The organism is Pseudidiomarina sp. (assembly GCF_048268165.1).
In the GTDB taxonomy this organism is placed as follows: Bacteria; Pseudomonadota; Gammaproteobacteria; order Enterobacterales; family Alteromonadaceae; genus Pseudidiomarina.
Map to the genome: position 1 here is coordinate 147743 of NZ_JBLWWA010000002.1, position 14578 is coordinate 162320.

Annotated in this window: 16 protein-coding genes; 10 read left to right on the top strand and 6 right to left on the bottom strand. The window is 49.3% G+C overall.

Translation table 11 applies throughout. The features are described 5' to 3' along the window. Positions 1 to 43 precede the first annotated feature (43 nt). The 3 genes from ACN0UY_RS07360 to ACN0UY_RS07370 are packed head-to-tail and all read left to right on the top strand — an operon-like array spanning position 44 to position 4096. Complete coding sequence (locus tag ACN0UY_RS07360) at positions 44 to 2017, top strand: transglycosylase SLT domain-containing protein (protein WP_417666052.1); 1974 nt, start codon at positions 44 to 46, stop codon at positions 2015 to 2017. A gap of 7 nt (positions 2018 to 2024) precedes the next feature. Then, positions 2025 to 2645, top strand: coding sequence for a YigZ family protein (locus tag ACN0UY_RS07365; protein WP_417666053.1), 621 nt, complete (start codon positions 2025 to 2027; stop codon positions 2643 to 2645). Beyond that, a complete protein-coding gene (locus ACN0UY_RS07370) occupies positions 2645 to 4096 on the top strand; it encodes a TrkH family potassium uptake protein (protein ID WP_417666054.1) in 1452 nt (483 codons plus the stop codon). Before ACN0UY_RS07365 ends, ACN0UY_RS07370 begins: the two co-directional genes overlap by 1 nt. An 8-nt stretch (positions 4097 to 4104) precedes the next feature. On the opposite strand, the gene trkA is transcribed toward ACN0UY_RS07370, so the two are convergent. The 4 genes from trkA to def are packed head-to-tail and all read right to left on the bottom strand — an operon-like array spanning position 4105 to position 8243. Next, entirely contained in the window at positions 4105 to 5481 is a 1377-nt protein-coding gene (trkA, locus tag ACN0UY_RS07375) for a Trk system potassium transporter TrkA (RefSeq protein ID WP_417666055.1), read from the bottom strand. Then, entirely contained in the window at positions 5478 to 6788 is a 1311-nt protein-coding gene (gene rsmB / locus ACN0UY_RS07380; RefSeq protein WP_417666056.1) for a 16S rRNA (cytosine(967)-C(5))-methyltransferase RsmB, read from the bottom strand. Before rsmB ends, trkA begins: the two co-directional genes overlap by 4 nt. Next, a complete protein-coding gene (gene fmt / locus ACN0UY_RS07385; RefSeq protein ID WP_417666057.1) occupies positions 6785 to 7747 on the bottom strand; it encodes a methionyl-tRNA formyltransferase in 963 nt (320 codons plus the stop codon). Before fmt ends, rsmB begins: the two co-directional genes overlap by 4 nt. Further along, positions 7734 to 8243, bottom strand: a complete 510-nt coding sequence (gene def / locus ACN0UY_RS07390; protein WP_417666058.1) for a peptide deformylase — start codon at positions 8241 to 8243, stop codon at positions 7734 to 7736. Before def ends, fmt begins: the two co-directional genes overlap by 14 nt. Before the next feature lie 81 nt (positions 8244 to 8324). On the opposite strand from def, the gene ACN0UY_RS07395 reads away from it, so the two are divergent. From ACN0UY_RS07395 to hemF, 6 genes are read left to right on the top strand one after another with little or no spacing between them, the layout of a single operon-like run. Next, a complete protein-coding gene (locus ACN0UY_RS07395) occupies positions 8325 to 9413 on the top strand; it encodes a LysM peptidoglycan-binding domain-containing protein (RefSeq protein WP_417666059.1) in 1089 nt (362 codons plus the stop codon). Between the two features lie 34 nt (positions 9414 to 9447). Continuing rightward, positions 9448 to 10494: a DNA-processing protein DprA gene (dprA, locus tag ACN0UY_RS07400; RefSeq protein ID WP_417666060.1), complete on the top strand. Its 1047-nt coding sequence runs from the start codon at positions 9448 to 9450 to the stop codon at positions 10492 to 10494. A 2-nt stretch (positions 10495 to 10496) separates the two neighbouring features. Continuing rightward, on the top strand, positions 10497 to 10970 hold the full coding sequence (locus tag ACN0UY_RS07405) for a DUF494 family protein (protein WP_417659316.1): 474 nt from the start codon (positions 10497 to 10499) through the stop codon (positions 10968 to 10970). Next, the gene (locus ACN0UY_RS07410; RefSeq protein WP_128352450.1) at positions 10971 to 11366 is read left to right on the top strand and encodes a type I DNA topoisomerase; all 396 of its coding nucleotides are present in this window, start codon (positions 10971 to 10973) and stop codon (positions 11364 to 11366) included. It begins immediately after the preceding gene. Between the two features lie 45 nt (positions 11367 to 11411). Beyond that, entirely contained in the window at positions 11412 to 11978 is a 567-nt protein-coding gene (locus ACN0UY_RS07415) for an L-threonylcarbamoyladenylate synthase (RefSeq protein ID WP_417666061.1), read from the top strand. A 2-nt stretch (positions 11979 to 11980) separates the two neighbouring features. Further along, positions 11981 to 12898 (top strand): oxygen-dependent coproporphyrinogen oxidase, encoded by a 918-nt coding sequence (gene hemF, locus ACN0UY_RS07420; RefSeq protein WP_417666062.1) that lies wholly within the window; start codon positions 11981 to 11983, stop codon positions 12896 to 12898. Here the strand turns inward: hemF and ACN0UY_RS07425 are convergent. Then, complete coding sequence (locus ACN0UY_RS07425) at positions 12895 to 13311, bottom strand: group II truncated hemoglobin (RefSeq protein WP_417666063.1); 417 nt, start codon at positions 13309 to 13311, stop codon at positions 12895 to 12897. The two genes, hemF and ACN0UY_RS07425, sit on opposite strands and share 4 nt — an antisense overlap. Here ACN0UY_RS07425 and aroE point away from each other — a divergent pair. After that, positions 13310 to 14137, top strand: a complete 828-nt coding sequence (gene aroE / locus ACN0UY_RS07430; protein ID WP_417666064.1) for a shikimate dehydrogenase — start codon at positions 13310 to 13312, stop codon at positions 14135 to 14137. The genes ACN0UY_RS07425 and aroE overlap by 2 nt on opposite strands. Here the strand turns inward: aroE and ACN0UY_RS07435 are convergent. Next, the gene (locus tag ACN0UY_RS07435; RefSeq protein WP_128352445.1) at positions 14134 to 14397 is read right to left on the bottom strand and encodes a hypothetical protein; all 264 of its coding nucleotides are present in this window, start codon (positions 14395 to 14397) and stop codon (positions 14134 to 14136) included. The genes aroE and ACN0UY_RS07435 overlap by 4 nt on opposite strands. Positions 14398 to 14578 lie beyond the last annotated feature (181 nt).

The following is a 14578-nucleotide window of genomic DNA, read 5'->3' on the forward strand; positions in this document are numbered from 1 at the left end:
TTAGGGCAATTTTTCAATGGTTTTTTAAACGTGCGTTTGAATTATGTCGAAGTTAAATGATGGTTTACGGTATCTAACGCTCGGAATTGTTGCGGTAATTGGTATGACAGGTGTAATTCAAGCCCGTTCAGCCGAAAATGCCGATATAGATTTGCGCGCGCAACAGCGCGAACTCTTTCTTGAAGCTGAAGTGGCGTTAAAGCGACGCGAGCTTGACGACTACCAGCGCCTGCGCGAAGCACTTCACGGTTACCCTTTAACACCTTACTTAGATGCATTTTACTTGCGTCAATTTGCGCAACCCGAACAGGAAACTGATGTATTAAATTTTCTACAGGCCCACCCGCAGTCGCCGCTGGAGTGGCAGACGCGAGCTATGTGGCTTGATAAATTGATGGCGGGGCATCATTACGAACAGTTCTTACGCGAGTACGATGCGCCCGGGTCAACTCGCCATCAGTGTTTTTCAATCTACGCGCAATTGGCAACGGGAACGGGTGAGACAAAGCCAATACTACGTTTAGTTAATGATATTTGGCTTACGGGTGAGTCACTTCCAGATGCCTGTGACCCTGTGCTTGAAGCTTGGCAAAACGCTGGATTGCGAACCGATGACATGGTTTGGGAGAGGATTGCCTTGGCTGCAGAAGGGGGCCAGCATACGCTCATTCCTTACTTGCAAAAAATGTTGCCGCAGCCAATGCATTACTTGGCAGAGCATTACCGGCGTGTGCGGCGTGACCCAAGTCGAATTGCTGATACAAAATGGCTTTCTGGCGATTATCCTGTGCACGAAACGCGAATTGTTGCCTACGGACTCGGGCGTTTAATCTGGCGTGACCCCGACATTGCACTTCGGGTGATCGACACCTTGCCGACCCATATAAATTTTACTGCCGAACAATATTTGCAGTTGCGCCAAACCTTTGCCGTTGCACTCAGTTTAAAAGGACATGAACAAGCAGGCCGCTGGTTGGCGCGGCTTGATCCGACGGAACACACAGATGTAACCTTGCATTGGCAGTTGGCTCAATGGTTGCGGCAGGGGGCTTGGGTGCAAGTCATGGGGCTGGTTCCGCGGCTGCCAGATGCTCAGCGGGAATCTGGCCAGTGGCAGTATTGGTTCGCCCGCGCTTTGCAAGCTCTTGGTCATGAGCAAGTGGCCAAGCAGGTTTGGCAGCGCGTAGCGCAAGAGCGCAGCTATTATGGATTTTTAGCAGCGGCTCAGTTAGGTCAACCGTTAACACTGACGAAAGAACCCATGGTCATTGATCCGGAACACCTAAACCGAGTGAGTCAGTTGCCTGGAGTTCAGCGAGCTTTCGAACTGCGCGCATTAGATCGAGATCTTGATGCGCGACGTGAATGGAACGCATTACTTGAGCATGTTCCGCTCGCCGACCAGCGTGCATTAGCGATGATTGCCAGCGACTGGGGGTGGCATGATCAGGCCATTTATACGCTTGGTAAATTAGGTGAATATGATGCGATTGCTCAGCGCTTTCCAGAAGCCTATATGGACGATCACCAGCGCTTTTCGGACGCTGCAAAAATAGATGTAAACTGGGCCTTGGCCGTGTCTCGTCGTGAAAGTGCTTTTCGTGATGACGCGCGCTCTCATGCCGGTGCTTATGGACTTATGCAACTGTTACCCAGCACCGCGAATTTGGTTGAGCGACGAGACGTTAGCACCCACGAGTTGTTTAATGCCGCGTACAATATTCGCTTAGGTACGCGCTACCTGGCTGATTTACAGAGGCGTTTAGGGAATAACTGGTTGTTAGCCACAGCTGCTTACAATGCAGGTATTTATCGCGTTTATGATTGGCTGCCAGCCCAACCGCTTGAAGCTGACCGATGGGTGGAGCTTATACCTTATGCAGAAACGCGAAATTACGTAAAAAATGTGCTGGCTTACCAACAGATTTATCGCACTTTGCGTAATGAAAACCAGCAAGCTGATGTATTTAACGAACTGCTGCCGATGCAGATTAGTATCGCTGGACCAAAACAATAGGACAGTCATGAGCGGATACTTGGTGCCAACTGGCATTACAGATATAGAAATAGTGGTTAAAAACAGCCGTTTTATTACCTCGGTACGGCAGGTTTGTTCCGCACAAGAGCATCAACAACATATTCAAGCGTGTCAGCAGCAATGGCCTGCGGCAAGCCATTATTGTTCGGCTGCACTATGGGGAGCGCCGAATGATAGCCAGAAATACGCGATGAGTGATGACGGTGAACCATCGGGAACGGCTGGGAAGCCGATGTTTAATGTGCTACAAAGCAGTGGTATTGGTGAGGTTTCGGCGGTAGTGATACGCTATTTTGGTGGCACCAAGTTGGGCACTGGCGGCTTACAGCGTGCATACAGCCAAGCTACCGCTGAAGCGCTTAAAGTTCTGCCAACAAAAGAAAAAATACTACGCAAAGCGGCACAGATAAACTACGATTACGCAGATGAAAATGTGATTTCACATGTGTTGCAGCGTTATCATGCCAAAATTGAACAGCAGGAATTTGCGGAACGTATCGCAGCGCAGCTCGCCGTTGTGGCGGAAACAGCCTTAGAACTCAAAATCGAAATAAAAAACGCTACGCATGGGCGCGTAGCACTAACAATTATAAATGAGGACTCCTAGTGCGCTTTCGCGGCATTCTTCGCATTCTTGGACTATTAATTTGTTTGTTTAGTGCCACCTTGATACCGCCAGGTATTGTGGCGCTTATCTATGAAGACGGTGGCGGTGTTGCGTTCCTGTTGTCGTTCATCGTGAGTATTATTGTTGGCTTTCTGGTCTGGTATCCAAATCGCAACGAGCGTTCAGACTTGAAAGTACGCGACGGTTTTTTGCTCACGGTACTCTTCTGGACTGTATTGGGCTCGGTGGGTATTTTACCCTTCTGGTTTACTGCTGAAGTGCCGCTGTCGATTACCGATGCTGCATTTGAATCTTTTTCTGGTTTAACGACTACTGGCGCTACAATATTAACGGGAATCGAGCATTTACCGCACAGTATTTTATTCTACCGCCAGCAACTGCAATGGCTCGGTGGTATGGGTATTATCGTGTTAGCTGTGGCAATACTGCCCATGTTAGGCATCGGTGGCATGCAGCTGTACCGGGCGGAAATTCCTGGCCCGTTAAAAGACGCCAAAATGACGCCCAGAATTGCCGATACGGCGAAGCACCTCTGGTATATTTATGTCGCATTAACTCTGGTATGCACCTTTGCCTATAAGCTTGCTGGAATGGGTTGGTTTGATGCCATTAGTCATGCGTTTTCGACTATCGCGGTAGGCGGCTTCAGTACCTACGATGCCAGCATGGGTTATTTTGATAGCGCCACCATTAATATGATTTGTGTGGTTTTCTTGCTGTTGTCATCCATTAACTTTGCAGTGCATTATGCGTCAATCACTGGGCGTTCTCTGTGGAGCTATTTCCGAGATCCAGAGGTTCGCGGGTTTATACTTATTCAAACAGTGCTGGTTGTTATCGTGTTTATGACGGTATTGGTGCACAAAGTATTTGATACAACCGAAATAGCGTTCAATCAGGCCTTATTCCAATCCGTCTCTATTAGTACAACCGCCGGTTTTGCCACCACTGATTTTGCATCATGGCCGCTCTTTTTGCCGCTATTACTTATTTTCGCCAGTTTCATTGGTGGGTGCGCCAGTTCAACGGCCGGGGGACTCAAAGTTGTACGTGTGCTCCTGCTGTTCCGTCAGGGCGTGCGCGAACTGAATCGCCTGGTACATCCGCAAGGTATGTACTCCGTAAAACTCGGCAAGCGCATTGTGCCGCCGCGGGTGGTGGAAGCCGTTTGGGGTTTTTTTGCGGCTTATGCCTTGGTTTTCGTGGTGATTATGTTGGGTTTGTTGGCGACGGGGTTGGACGACATCACGGCTTTTTCGGCAACGGCGGCGTGCCTGAATAACCTTGGTCCGGGTCTTGGTGAAGTGGCGGCGAATTATGCTGGCATTTCCGACACGGCTAAATGGCTGTTGGTGGTTGCGATGTTATTTGGGCGTTTGGAAGTGTTCACTATATTAGTATTGCTAACGCCCACATTCTGGCGCAGTTAACAGCCCTGTTAGAAGAACAGGGCGCTTGGTTGGAACAGACGCTCTACTTCGCGAATGTATTTTTTATCCACTAAAAATAGAATGACATGGTCATCGGCCTGCAACACGGTATCGTCATGCGCGATCAGAACTTCATTACCGCGCACAATGGCACCAATAGTGGTACCCGGCGGAAGCTTAATCTCATCAATGGTTTTACCAATGACTTTTGAGGTCTTCTCGTCGCCGTGAGCAATGGCTTCAATGGCTTCGGCTGCGCCTTTTCGCAGTGAGTAAGCATTCACTATATCGCCCTTGCGAATTAGCGAGAGTAACGCAGAAACTGTCGCGCGTTGCGGTGATATCGCAATATCTATAACGTTGTCTTGCACCAAATCAACATAGGCTTGGCGCTGAATCAGCACCATGGTTTTCTTAGCGCCCAGTTTCTTGGCCAACATCGCCGACATGATGTTCGCTTCGTCGTCGTTGGTCACCGCAATAAACACATCCATGTCTTCAATGTGTTCTTCAGTCAGTAAGCGCTCATCTGAGGCGTCGCCGTTAAGAATGGTGGTATTTTGCAAGCTCTCGTTTAGCATCTCTGCACGGTCTTTATTGCGTTCAATCAGTTTAACGCGATGGTTTTCTTCCAATCGTGCGGCTAAGCCTGCACCCACATTACCGCCGCCGGCAATCATAATTCGGCGGTACTGATGCTCAAGTTTTTGCATTTCTTCCATCACCATGCGCACATAGCGGGTATCGGCAATGAAGAAAATTTCGTCACCAGCCTCAATAATGGTGGTACCCATTGGCTTTATCGCTTGTCCCTGACGGAAGATGGCTGCAACGCGCGTTTCAACATTCGGCATGTGGCTTTTCAGCGTAGAAATTGCGTGGCCGACTAATTTACCACCGTAATAAGCTCGCACTGCGACCAAGCTGGCACGGCCACCAGCAAATTCCATAACCTGCAGAGCACCAGGATAATCAACCAGACGTTTAATATAATCGGTAACCTGCTGCTCGGGTGAAATCAGATAATCAACTGGAATGTCATCTTTGTGGAACAATTTATCTTTGTAATCGCTGTACTCTTCCGAGCGAATACGTGCGATTCGCTTTGGCGTGCGGTACAAGGTATACGCAATCTGACATGCAAGCATGTTCGTTTCATCGCTGGGGGTTACGGCGATTAGCATGTCTGCATCTTCGCAGCCAGCTTGGCGTAATACGCGCGGGTGTGAAGCGTGCCCTTCAATAGTGCGAATGTCATGCAGCTCGGCCAGTGACTCAAGGCGTGTCGAATCAATATCGACTACCGTAATATCGTTGTCTTCGCCCACCAAGTTTTCAGCTAACGTACCGCCGACTTGTCCACCACCAAGAATCACTATTTTCATCTGCGCTTTTCCAGTTTTGCGTAATAGAAACCGTCACCGTCAAAATCGCCCGGCAGCCATTGCCACTCTACTGCGCCATTGGGGTTGGTTGCAACGGCAATAGCGTCAGCATGGCGCTTTTTAAATGCTTCTATTTGCAGTGTATTTTCTTCCGCCAGTATAGAACAAGTTGCATAAAGAAGGGTACCGCCTGGCTTTAAGGTTGGCCACAAGGCATCCAAGATATCTTGCTGCGTGCGCGCTAAATCAGCAATATCGCTGTCACGGCGTAGCCATTTAATGTCTGGATGGCGACGAATCACGCCAGTAGCTGAGCACGGCGCATCAAGTAATATGCGATCAAACAACTCACCATGCCACCACGCATCCACATCGCTCGCATCAGCGGCTTTTACATGGGCTTCCAGATGCAATCGGGTTAAGTTATCGTGTACACGTTGCAGGCGCTGCGGGTCGGAGTCAATCGCAAGCATCTTTATAGTCGGCTGCTGTTCGAGAATGTGAGCAGTTTTTCCGCCTGGTGCCGCACAACAATCGAGTACCGATTCCCCGGCTTGGGCATCAAGTAACCAAGCTGCATGTTGCGCTGCTATATCCTGCACTGAAACCCAGCCATCGTTAAAGTGTGGCAGGCTCTGCACATCCACGGCTTGTTCTAAGCAAATAGCGCTAGCTAATGGTGAGTCTGCACGTGCGGCAATGCCTGCTTCATCAAGTAGAGCCAAGTAGCTGTTACGATTGGTGTGCTGCAAGTTGATGCGTAGCCACATAGGTGCTTGTGCATTATTGGCAGCCATAATCGCTGTCGCTTTATCTGGATATTGGTTTTGAATACGATCAGCTAACCAGCGAGGGTGCCCGTGTGTAAGGGCGGGCTTTTGTTGCAGTTGCGTTTGCAATTGCGGCAATTGACGCTGCAAGTTGCGCAATACACCGTTGACCAAACCTTTTTGTTTACTGCGTTTTAGCAGTATTGCTGCATCTACGGTTGCTGAAACAGCCGCATGTTCGGCTGAACCCATGTAGATTAGTTGATACGCGCCAACCAATAGCAGCGAATGTAAAATCTTCAACTCGCCTTTTAGCGGCTTTGCGATCAGTGCGCCGATAAAGAAATTCAATTGCGGTAGGTGGCGCAAAACACCATATGCCAGCGCTTGCGCCATGCCACGATCACGTACGGAAAGCTTGCGGTTTAATTCAGGTAATGCCTGACTTAACGAACGACCTTGCTCAATCACCTGAAACACTGCTTGTGCAGCTACAGCACGACTTTCGGCGCCCGGGCGCAGGTTGTTTTGAGTCATAAAATACCTAAAGGCAGCTTGCTGCCGACCACGAACCCGTCACTGCGACCATTTAAAAAGTCGGCAACAGGCATTGTTTTTTTGCCAGCAGGCTGCAATTCGAGCAAACGTAATGCTTGATCAGCGGTTTGTATGACAATTCCATGCTTATCGGCTTGCAATACGGTACCTGGAGGCGCGTTACTGCCCGGCACCACATCAGCCCGCCATACTTTAACAATATCGCCTTGGCCAGCTACTAGCCAACAAATGGGCCACGGATTAAATGCACGCACCCAGCGTTCCAGCGCAGCTGCAGGTTGCTGCCAATCCAGCTTTGCTTCTTCTTTACTCAGTTTTTTTGCATAGGTGGCTGCAGCATCATCTTGATTTTTTGCATGGGGTTGCAGCGCGTCAAGATTGTGCAATGTTTCGAGTAATGCAGGTGGGCCTAATTTTGCCAGCTTGTCATATAACGTTGCGGAGGTGTCTTCGGCAGTAATGGGCAAGCGCGCTTCAAGCAGCACAGGCCCTGTATCTAAGCCAGCTTCCATTTGCATAATCGCCACGCCAGTTTCGGCATCTCCCGCCCACAAGGCACGTTGAATTGGTGCGGCGCCACGCCAACGCGGTAGTAGCGAGCCATGTACGTTAATGCAACCATAGCGCGGCACATCAAGTATAGCTTGTGGCAATAAGATTCCGTACGCCACCACAACCATAACGTCGGCTTGATAAGCGGCTAATTCTGCCTGAGCGTCTGGGGTTCGCAATGATTGTGGTTGGTGTATTGGCAAATGGTGTTGCAATGCGAGTTGCTTAACCGGACTGGCCTGAAGTTTCTTTCCGCGTCCCGCTGGGCGATCCGGTTGGGTGTACACGGCGACCACTTCAGTTTGCTCATCATTTATCAATGCAGCGAGATGTTCGGCGGCAAACTCTGGTGTGCCCGCGAACACCACCTTTTTAGGATTCGGCATTTACACGCGCTTCTTTTTCGAGTTTTTTACGAATTCGATCGCGTTTAAGCGGCGACAAGTAGTCAACGAACAGCTTACCATTGAGGTGATCGATTTCATGCTGAATGCAAATGGCCAGCAATCCTTCGGCGGTTAAAGAAAACTGTTCACCGTTTCGGTCAAGTGCGGTGACGGTAACTTTGCCAGCACGTTCAACCTTGGCGTAAACTCCAGGAAAAGACAAGCAGCCCTCTTCATTGGTGAAGTGACCTTCTTGTGCTGTAATCTCTGGGTTAATAAATACCAGTGCTTCGTTCTGATCTTCACTACAGTCAGCAACGAATAAACGGCGATGGATATCAACTTGCGTTGCAGCCAAACCTACGCCATTGGATTCGTACATGGTTTCGAACATATTATCGATGTCGGCACGCAAGGCATCATCAACAAGCTTAATTGGTTGTGCGATGGTGCGTAATCGTTCGTCGGGATATTTTAAAATTGTTAATTTACTCATAACCTATCATTCGCTAGTTTCATATTGCGTGATTTTAACGTAATTTGGGGATGAACACACGGTTTTACAATGGAGCTTACGATGACCAAATGGCAACTACCGGCGATTGCGCTAATCGGTTTTCTGTTGGTATCACCACAGCATGTAGCCGTGGCGCAATCGAACACGGAACAACAAACCTCAGGCGATGTGCTTACTTTGCGTGACAATGCACCGCAAGAATATGTGGTGAAGAAAGGGGATACGCTTTGGGATATCTCGGAGATGTATCTTAATGACCCATGGTATTGGCCTGAGTTGTGGCGAATTAACGAAGACGTAGCCAACCCGCATTTGATTTATCCGGGTGACAAACTGACCTTGGTTTGGATTGACGGTAAACCGCAACTTACGCGCAAAGAATATGTTGCGCTATTGCCGCAAGGTGAAATTAAAGATAAAGGTGAACCGATTCCGACATTTTCGCGTGAAATGCTGGCTCCCTTGCTTACAGAGCACCGCCTGATTACGACTTCGGAGAAGACGAAGTTGCCCCAGGTGCTTGGCGATAACCGCGGCGCACCGCGAGTCAATGGCATGTTACCAGTGTTTATCAAAGGTAATGTTGAGAAAACGACTTATAGTATATTTACGCCAATTGAAAAGCTGCCGCAAGGCGAGTTACTTCGCTATGTTGGTGACGTTGATGTGACCTTTAACAGTGGTGAGTTGGCTGAGGGAGAGTTGAGTCGCATTCAGCGCGAGATTCGCCGTGGCGATTACCTCATGGATACGCGCCCGTTAAACATACCTGAAATTATTACGCCCATGCCAGGTAACGCAATAGATGGTCAAGTTATTGCTTCGCTGAACAGCAGAAAGGAGCAGGGCAAGTACGACGTCGTTATGATTGATAAAGGCAGTGCAGATGGCGTCAAGGTTGGCCAAATGTACCAAGCGATACGCCCGGGTTCGACGGTTTTTGTTGAAGGCGAAGAAATCAAGTTAGTTAATTTTTACAAACCTGCGGACGATCTGTCTAGGTTATGGCGCAATACGGTGCAATTGCCGGTTTCTGCAACCGCTGAAATGATGGTGTTAGAAGTGCAAGAAACAACGAGCTTTGCCATGGTGTTGCGTTCGCGAGAATGGCTATCCGTAGGCGACTACTTCATACCGAAGCAATTCTAAATATAGCTTCACTAACTATTCGGAGGTTTTCAGCATGGACGCTGAAACCGCAACAGCGATGTTGGCGCTTGCCAGCGCGCCGAGCAAACATCGGAAGTTTTTACGCAGCTTAAGTTCACTCGAGCAGATGCTTCATCATGCCCGACTTCCAGACTGCAACATTGTACCCGCACACGTAAACCGACTATTGCGTTGGCTCGCTCAACCGGAAAGCCATGTTATTCCTATACGTGACTCGCGTTACCCAGAGCGGTTAAAACACATTCACGACCCGCCTTTGGTGTTGTTTGCACGGGGTGACCTTGGCTGCTTACAAGGCACCTGTGTTGCTATTGTTGGCAGTCGCAACGCTTCACCGGTAGGTCAACACTCAGCCGACTATTTTGCGCGAGGTTTGGCGCGTTCAGGTGTTATTGTCAGTAGCGGATTAGCAGCCGGCATTGACGCTGCTGCGCATCGCGCCGCGCTTGCTGAGGGACGCACCTTGGCCGTATTGGGAACTGGGCCTGATATTTACTACCCGCCACGCAATCAACAACTGCAGCAACAAATTATGCAGGCAGGGCTTGTGATCAGTGAGTTTCCCCCAGGTATGCCGGGTAAACGTGATCACTTTCCACGGCGGAATCGTATTCTTAGTGGACTTGCCCAGCTCGTTTTGGTGGTTGAAGCGAAGCTTCGCAGCGGTACCTTGGTGACCGCAAGCCTAGCCCAATCGCAGCAGAGAATTGTCATGGCGGTGCCTGGTTCGATTTGGGATCCAGCTCACAGTGGGTGTTTCAAGTTACTCAGTGAAGGCGCAGGGTTGGCGGTTTCTGTAAGCGACATTCTGCACGAGTTGAATTTACCTGATTTACCCCCATTTAATGATGAACAAGGGCAAGGGCAAATTAATTCAAGCCGAAGCTTGGCAAACCGCCAATTGTTGGCTAATGTGGGATCAGAGGTCACATCAATCGATACCATTGTAGCGCGCAGCGGGCTGCCGGTTGCCATTGTTACAGAGCAGTTGGTATTACTTGAGTTAGAGGGGAGCGTGACCTCAATTGCAGGCGGTTATATAAAAATGGGGAGGCGCTAACGATGTTTGATATCCTCATGTACTTGTTCGAGAACTATATTCATTCGGACATGGAGGTTGTAGTTAACCATGATGAGCTGACTGATGAACTTACGCGCGCTGGTTTCCATCGCCAAGAGATTCATAAGGCACTCGCTTGGTTAGAGCGACTGGCTGACTTGCAGGACAGTCAGTTAAAACCGTACTTGAATAAGTCTCCGAACAGCAGTACACGGGTCTTTACGGCCGAAGAAGTTGCGCGTCTGGATTGTTCCAGTCGTGGGTTTTTAATGTATCTCGAAAACCTTGGTGTGCTTGATTTTTCAACCCGCGAAATGGTTATTGATCGCGTGATGGAACTCGACATGCCTCAGTTTACGCTGGACGATTTGAAGTGGGTGGTGCTGATGGTGCTATTTAATGTACCGGGCCATGAAGAAGCCTACGATCAAATGGAAGGCTTGCTGTTTGAGGAACCCGAGGGTTTATTGCATTAAATGACCGATAACTTTTTGGAGCCTCAGTCACTGGGCGTACCATGCCCCCGGTGTCAGCGCGATCTGCAGCTAAAAAAAGGCCGATATGGCCTTTACGTTGGTTGTAGCGGTCACCCCGACTGCGATTATATGACGGCTGCTGATTTTGACCCCGGTACAGATGCTCAATGCCCAATTTGTAAACAAGGTAAGCTTGTGCAAAAGACAAGCCGCTTTGGTAATTCGTTTTATGCCTGCGACCATTACCCCAAATGCAAATATTCAGTTAACCTGCCGCCGGTGCCGGAAAGCTGCCCGAAATGTGATTTCCCTTTATTGCTGAAGAAAAAAACCGCCGCCGGTGAGCGTTGGATTTGCGCAGATGATTCCTGTGACTATAAATCTTCGATAAAATAGCGCGCATTAGTCAACTTAACCATTATTTGTAAAAGAGATGAATTCATGACTGAGCAGACCGACCCGTGGTTGCCGGCAAAGCAAGCGTTTGCGCAAGGCGAACTTCTTGCCTACCCAACTGAAGCGGTATTTGGACTAGGGTGTGACCCTCGCAACGAGAGCGCGGTGCAGAAATTGTTGCAGGCGAAACAACGCCCTCAGGAAAAAGGCCTCATTTTACTCGCGGCCGACTACAGTCAGTTAGTTGGCTTTGTTGCAGACGCAAAAATACCTCAAGATAAGCGCTTTAGTGTGTTTTCCAATTGGCCAGGCGCTGTGACATTGTTATTACCTGCGGCGGATAATGTGCCCGAATGGTTACGTGGAAGCCATGATAAAATTGCAGTTCGTGTCACCGCGCATGAGCCTGCTCGGCAATTATGTAAAGCACTTGGCAGTGCTATCGTTTCGACCAGTGCGAACGTGTCAGGACAGCCAGCGCTTACTACTGCGGAAGACGTGCGTAAAACATTTGGTGACAGTATTGCGTGGGTGATGGATGCCCCAACGGGCGGCGCAACGAAGCCGTCACGTATTATCGACCCGCTAACCCAAGAAATTTTTAGAGACTAGCTATGCAAGAAAACATGCTCGATCAGGTCAATCATTACTTAAAAGATTTGCAAGATCGTATTTGCTTGGCGCTCGAACAAGCTGACGGTGTTGGAACATTCAAAGAAGAAGTATGGCAACGTCCTGGTGGCGGCGGTGGTCGTTCGCGCGTGTTGCGTGATGGAGCGGTACTTGAGCAAGGTGGCGTCGGCTATTCACATGTATTTGGTGAACAAATGCCGGCCTCGGCTACGGCCCACCGTCCGGAGCTAGCGGGGCGAAATTTTAATGCCTGCGGTGTGTCACTGGTGATGCATCCGAACAACCCATATGTGCCGACAAGCCATGCCAACGTGCGGTTTTTTATTGCCGAAAAAGAAGGTGCGGAGCCAGTGTGGTGGTTTGGCGGCGGTTTCGACCTTACCCCGTTTTATCCGTTTGACGATGACATAAAACATTGGCACCAAGTGGCCTGCAATGCGCTAAAACCCTTTGGTGATGACCTGTACCCGAAGTTCAAAAAATGGTGCGATGATTATTTCTGGCTAAAACACCGCGATGAAACTCGCGGCGTTGGCGGTTTGTTCTTTGATGATTTGAATGAGCGCGGTTTTGAAGAGAGTTTTGCAATTATGCGCGCGGTCGGTGACGCCTATCTAGATGCTTACCTGCCAATTATTGCGCGGCGCAAGCACACTGAGTTTGGTCAACGCGAGCGTGATTTTCAGTTATATCGCCGTGGGCGCTACGTGGAATTTAACTTGGTGTGGGACCGCGGCACATTGTTTGGATTACAAACCGGCGGGCGCACCGAATCCATTCTCATGTCGATGCCACCGCTGGCGCGCTGGGAGTACGGTTATCAGCCAGAGCCAAATAGTGCTGAAGCGAAATTGTATGCTGACTATCTGCGGCCCCGCGATTGGCTACAAGAACTTTAGTCGGTATTGATCATGTGGTGAGCAAGTTGCGTAAATTGACTGCGCAACTGCATTTTTAGCAGCGGCTCTGAAACTTGCTCATCGAGTACTTGGTACATACAAAGTAACCACTGGTCGCGCATTTTTACGTCAATGGTAAAGGGCAGATGCCTTGCACGCAGCCGAGGGTGCCCATACTTAGCTTCAAACAACGCGGGACCGCCGAACCAACCACTTAAAAATTCAAAGAATTTTTCTCGAATGCCATGCATTGGCTGCGGGTGAATGGCTAACAAATCCTTTGCGCGCGGGTCACTCTCCATGACATCATAAAAACGTTCTGCAATGGCACGCACAGCAACTTCACCACCAAGTTGGTCATAGATTGATTGTGGGCCGTTAGCCTTTTTGCTCGAGCGAAGGAAATTAAACATGGCGTTATTTACTGTCTTTGGTAATCCAATATCTCACAGCTTGTCTCCGCAAATACATTTAGCTTTTGCCAAGCAAGCGGGAGTGGAGCTGAACTATACGCGCAGTTTAACATCGGTTAGCCGGTTTCGCCGAGCGGTTGCCCAGTTTTTTCGTGAAGGGGGGGCTGGCGCAAACGTCACAGTGCCTTTTAAAGCAGAAGCTTATGAGTTGGTGACGCATGTTACAGCACGGGCGAAACAAGCGGGCGCGGTGAATACATTTGTACCGCTTGGGTACGGACAGTTGCTGGGTGATAATACCGACGGCATTGGCTTAGTGCGTGATCTGACACAGAACCTAAAGCAAGCTATTGCGCAGCGAGACATTGTCTTACTCGGCGCCGGAGGTGCAGCACGAGGCGTTGTAGGCCCTCTGCTCGCAGAGGGACCCAGACAGCTTATTATTGCTAACCGGACGCTCGAAAAAGCGAATGCTATTGCTGAGGTTTTTAATCATAGAACACTCGTTGCAGCGCGGTTAAATGATGTTGTGATTCCTTCAGGAGCCTTGGTTATCAATGCGACCAGTGCATCGTTAGCCAAGCAAACTGTGGCCGTTGCGGCCGAACAACTCGGTCGAGCTGGGGCTGTATACGACATGATGTACGGTGCAGATCCAACTGCATTTATACAGCAGGCACAACAGGCGGGTGTGGGTGAGGTGTTTGATGGACTTGGTATGTTAGTTGAACAAGCAGGGGTAGCGTTTACGTTGTGGCATGAAGGTGCTGAACTCGATACTCAAGCCGTGCTGGGTGAATTGCGAGCGCAGCAGAAAGCTCGTTAGTCGCGTAAAACAATATCTGGGCTTAAATCCACATCACCTTCGTGATTAACGGTTGCGAATTCGCTACCACGGCGAACCACAGCCAATGGGCCGTCTTCCGTGTTGCGAATAAATGCGAGGTCGAAACCAAATTTCTGCAATTGGTACACGCCAAACTTCTGATCCATCGACAGTCTGTCCCACCATTCAGAATGATTTAGAGCGATGCGTCGGCGCTCGAACTCTTCGAGTTGGCGCAGCTCATCTTTTGTCAGCTTCATCGATTCTGTTTCCATAGGACCACGTTAGGTTAAAGGGATCATCCATTGTTTTAGCGCAAAGCACATTGCCTATTCAACACTAGTTCAGATTACATTTGCAAGAACTATGACAAGCAGTATATAGAAAAAGTAAGACAATGTTGATTCCTTTTACGCATAATGGTTTTTAATATCGCGTAAA